At 57.0% G+C, this 4,502-nt stretch carries 3 protein-coding genes; all 3 read left to right on the plus strand.

Features of this window, described 5'->3' with window-relative positions; genetic code table 11:
- The first annotated feature begins 174 nt into the window (after positions 1 to 174).
- Entirely contained in the window at positions 175 to 1,671 is a 1,497-nt protein-coding gene (locus tag PMI26_RS03755; RefSeq protein ID WP_007979348.1) for a helix-turn-helix transcriptional regulator, read from the plus strand.
- A gap of 178 nt (positions 1,672 to 1,849) precedes the next feature.
- Positions 1,850 to 2,101 (plus strand): DUF1652 domain-containing protein, encoded by a 252-nt coding sequence (locus PMI26_RS03750; RefSeq protein ID WP_007979349.1) that lies wholly within the window; start codon positions 1,850 to 1,852, stop codon positions 2,099 to 2,101.
- A 554-nt stretch (positions 2,102 to 2,655) separates the two neighbouring features.
- Positions 2,656 to 4,502, plus strand: a 1,847-nt coding sequence (locus PMI26_RS03745; protein ID WP_007979350.1) for a hypothetical protein, incomplete at its 3' end; no start/stop codon positions are given.

The following is a 4,502-nucleotide window of genomic DNA, read 5'->3' on the forward strand; positions in this document are numbered from 1 at the left end:
GCAGGCTGCGATCTTTGCTTTTACGTCAACAGATTGGCAGGGCTGGAGGAATCGTTGAATCTGTACTAGTCAAACGGCCGCCCGGAGCAGGCTCGCTCCCACAAGGTTCCTTTGCACTAATGCAAGCTCGGGCGGTCGTATTCTCCACAGGGTCGCCATTCTTGTGGAGATGCAATGAGCCAGGACGTCCTGAGCACGGAAACCAATCGCCGCCAGTTGCAGCAGATTATCGCCGGTCTGTCCGACGGGGTGATTCTGCTCGATCCCGACCAGAGCATCCTGTGGGCCAACGAGGCGGCGCTGGCCATGCACGGTGTTGCGCAAGTCAGCGACCTGGGCGCCAACGCCGGGGCGTATGCCAAACGTTTCGCCTTGCGCTATCGCAACAATCACGGGGTGGCAATCGACAGCTACCCGATCAACCGGGTCGCGCGGGGCGAGACGTTCAGCGATGTGTTGGTGCAAGTGACGCCGGCGGCGGACGCAACGCGTACCTGGGTCCATCGCGTGCGCAGCCTGGTATTGGCTGACAGTCGTGGCGACCCGGAATCGCTGGTACTGATCATGGACGATGTCACCGAGTGGGCCAGCGCCGAGCAACGCTTCGAGAAAACCTTCGCCGCCAACCCGGCGCCGGCAGTGATCTGCCGCCTCAGTGACTTGCGCTACATCAAGGTCAATCCCGGTTTCCTCGAAATGACCGGCTATGCCCGTGACCAGGTGATCGGCACTTCGACCTATGAGCTGGACGTGCTGGACCAGGCCGAGCACAAGGAACTGGCCAGGCAGCGTCTGTGCGAAGGGGCGACCATTCCCCAGATGCAGGCCGAGTTGCGCCTGGCCGACGGTGGCAGCAAGCAAGTGATCGTGGCCGGCCAGCCGCTGGAGCTCAACGACGAAGCCTGCATGCTGTTTTCCTTTGTCGACATGGAGCCCCGGCACAAGGCTGAAATCGCCCTGCGCCAAAGCGAAGAACGATTCGCCAAGGCCTTTCGCCTGTCGCCGGTGCCGATACTGGTGTGCGGCGCGGTGGATCAGTTGGTGCTGGATGTCAACGAAGCGTTCCTGGATACCCTGGGTTATCCCGCTGAAGAGGTGCGTGGGATCGGCATAACGCAGATCGACTTCTTCGAAGACCGGCATGCACGCATCCAGCTGTTCGCCGCCCTGGAGAAAACCGGCAGCCTGGACCGCATCGATGTGCGTGTGCGTAGAAAAGACGCCGGGCTGATCGATTGCACAGTGTCGGCGGACACCGTGAACATTCAGGGCACACCCTGTTATCTGCTGGTGTTGATGGACATCACCGAGCGCAAGCGCACCGAGCTGGAGCTGGTGGCGGCCATCGAGGAAGTGATGAAGGACGCCTCCTGGTTCAGCCGCACGCTGATCGAAAAACTGGCCAACGTAAAAAGCGTGAATTCGCCGAAGTTGCCCAGCGCGGCCCTCACCGAGCTGACCGCCCGCGAGCGCGATGTGCTGGGCCTGATCTGCGAAGGCCTGGCCGACAAGGAAATCGCCGCGCGCCTGAAACTGGCGCCGAACACGGTGCGCAACCATGTGGCAGCGGTGTATTCCAAGCTCGCCATACACAGCCGCAGCGAGGCAATTGTCTGGGCGCGGGAGCGGGGACTGTTTTCCAGCGAGTGGCGGCCTCAGGGGCAGCGCTAAGGTGCAATTGCACTAAGGCGCAGGGTGCAAATTCATGTGTCGACCCGCTGCGGTGGCTCTTAGGCTGGTGATGCAGCAGGCGACGTGAAGTCACCTGCGCGCCCCCTGCGTAAACCGCCAACAGGAAAAGCCCCATGAATCCGATACACCCTGCATCAATCCGCCAGGGCCCGTCGCAATGATTACGCTGGCGCAGTTGAGGCTGCTGATCGAAGGCAGTTTTTCACCCTTGGCCTGTGAATGCAGTATCACCGGCGAACGCTGGCTGACCGTGAAGCTCTATCACCCGGTGTCGGGCCAGGTGGACCTGGTGGTCAGTGGCCTGAACATGAGCACGCTACAGACAGCAGAGTCGGTCGCCGCGCTGATCGAAGAATTGCGTTATGAACTGCAGTGCAATTCCCTGCAACGCCCTGACCCGGTGATGTAAGAACTGCCAGCTTTTACTGGCGTTGGCCACTGACTGGGCTATAAGTGATTCGCAGATATTTATTTTTGTGACAGGTGTATGGATTTTGCGCGCCGGTTTTGTTGTCACAAAAATGTGTCTATCACTTATCGCGGGTCAACCTATGAAAACTCTTGGGAAACGCGTTATCTCATCCTTGTCGCTGGCACTGTGCGTAGCGATTCTCGGCGGCTGTTCCAGCCCGCCACCCCCTCCAGCGGTCACGCCACCCCCTCCTGTACGCACCTGCCAGGCCATGGATAAAACCGATGTACTGGGCGATGTGCGGGCTGAAAACGGCGAGGTGACCCGAACCACCACCACGACTCGCTGCGTTACGCAGTGAGTCTGTGCAATGGCCGCACTGATGAACGGCGCGGCCTTCTTTATTGAATAAAAGTTGATCTCAAGCGCCTGGTCTTTATCGCCGAACGATCTTTCGAGCTGTTATTTCTGACAGTAGTCGCGAACCGACATTCCTCAGATAGTGAAAACACATAATTTTCACGCTGTGCCAATGATCGGGAGATATCGTAATGGCGGGTAATCGCAATTCTGGGGTGATGGCTGCTGGACCGCTGTATTTCTGCCATGGTGCTGAGCACACCTTCACGATCAAGGCTGTAGATGACAACCCCTGGATCAACCAAGCATTCAGCACGCTCAAGGGCCCGGACGATCCAGACTTTCCTGTGACGTTTACACCGGATATTGGAGCGGTTTCTAAGCTTACCGAGCAGGGTGTTTCCTGGACGATCAAATGCCCGCCAAAACCCGCCGACGCGCCGATTCAAACGTTCCCACTTTTTTGGCTGAAAAGCGAGTTCACTTCGCCGTACTACACGTTTGATATGCCGGTTTCACTGGGGCATCACCGTATTGATTTTGTCGAGGCCAGCGGCAACGAGCAGTTTCAGGTGATTGAATACGGTGAAGAAACCACGCTCAAGGCACGGGAGATCTCTTACTACACGAAACAGGCCATGCCATTTGCGGCGAAATGGAAACTGGGGGAGCAAGACCTTCAAGCGGCTGATCCTGATGCATCGGGTTGGGTCACGCCCTACAACTTCAAACCATCGACAGAAGGTCGCCACCTGATCAATGTCACCGTGCCCAGCTTGTATTACGAGCAAGGCTATTTCCGTAAAGAGTTGCCCGTGCATGCGTTGGCCGTTACGCCGTGGGGCAAGGATGCGGTGTTGCAGGTAAACAACAAAGACGAACCCGATGTCGTCGATCGAGGTGTTGTTTGCACCCGCGGAAAACCGCTGACGTTAAAACTGTTGAACGAAAACCTGCTGCTCAAAGATTCCACCGTGTCACTTCTGTCGGCCGATGCCAAAGCACTGGGGCTGACCTTCAGTCCTGATCTGAACAACGAGCGCCCCGTGGAAGGCGCCGAGCTGTCCTGGGCTCTGAATTCAGCAACGAGCGCAAAAAGTGGTTTATTTAAACTTCAGATGCACTGTTCAAGACTCAAGCGCGACTGGGACATCACCGGGCATTTGCTTTCAAAGGAACTGAAGGATGAAGTCGAAAAGATAGAGGTCAACGGTGCACCAATTTCTGACTTCGGCGCTGTGTTCTTTCGCGGAGAAAGCCGCCCGCTGACGATAGCGTTTGCAGAGTCAATGCGCGGGTTGTACGTGTTCCTTGACGAAACGGGCAGCCCGGGCATGACCTACAACCCGCCTCTCAAGGCCCCTCGAAAAATTCCGGATGACCTGAAGCTGGAATGGCAAGTGACCGGCGGTGATCGCAGCAGTGTGTTCGAGTTGCAGGTGGTTTGTGCCGATGTCGAGACACCTTTGACCATTGAAAGTCGGGTGATGTCGAAAATCACCACCGATGAGATTGAGTCGCTGAAGGTCAATGGAGAGCCGGTTGACCTGGATCATCCCGAGTTTCTGTTCTTTCGTTCAGGTACCTACACAATAGAGCTCATCCCCAAGCCTGAAAGCTCGTTGATTGGGTTGGATGTCGCGCTTAAAAGAGGCAATGGTGGTGAGCTGGGTATGATCTACGACCCGCCGCTTGAAGAACCGCATCCTCTCACCGAGGCGGGCTTGAAGTGGACTGTGACGGGCGGGGCTACTCAAAGCGGTTTGTTTGAATTGTTGATTTACGTTCCCCAGGTGGAACAGTCCTTGTCGGTGATCTGTCGGTTGTTGTCAACCAAACTGGACGATGAGGTCGAGGTCTGGATCGGAGGAAAAGACGCGACGTCCGGTGGTGGCGTGCTCTTCAGGGGGCAGCCTGGGACCGTTAAGTTGGAGCCCAAACCCGGCAGCCCAATCGAGGGTTACCCGATCGCGCTGAAACGTACGGCGACCAGTCCTCTTCTACCGACTGATTTGAGCAGTGAACCGGTATTCGATGT

It is taken from the genome of Pseudomonas sp. GM33, from assembly GCF_000282295.1.
Taxonomy (GTDB): domain Bacteria; phylum Pseudomonadota; class Gammaproteobacteria; order Pseudomonadales; family Pseudomonadaceae; genus Aquipseudomonas; species Aquipseudomonas laurylsulfatiphila.

Coding starts and splice junctions, on each gene's coding strand:
- PMI26_RS03755 (WP_007979348.1), top strand. CDS start 175: ATGAGCCAGGACGTCCTGAGCACGGAAACCAATCGCCGCCAGTTGCAG.
- PMI26_RS03750 (WP_007979349.1), top strand. CDS start 1,850: ATGATTACGCTGGCGCAGTTGAGGCTGCTGATCGAAGGCAGTTTTTCA.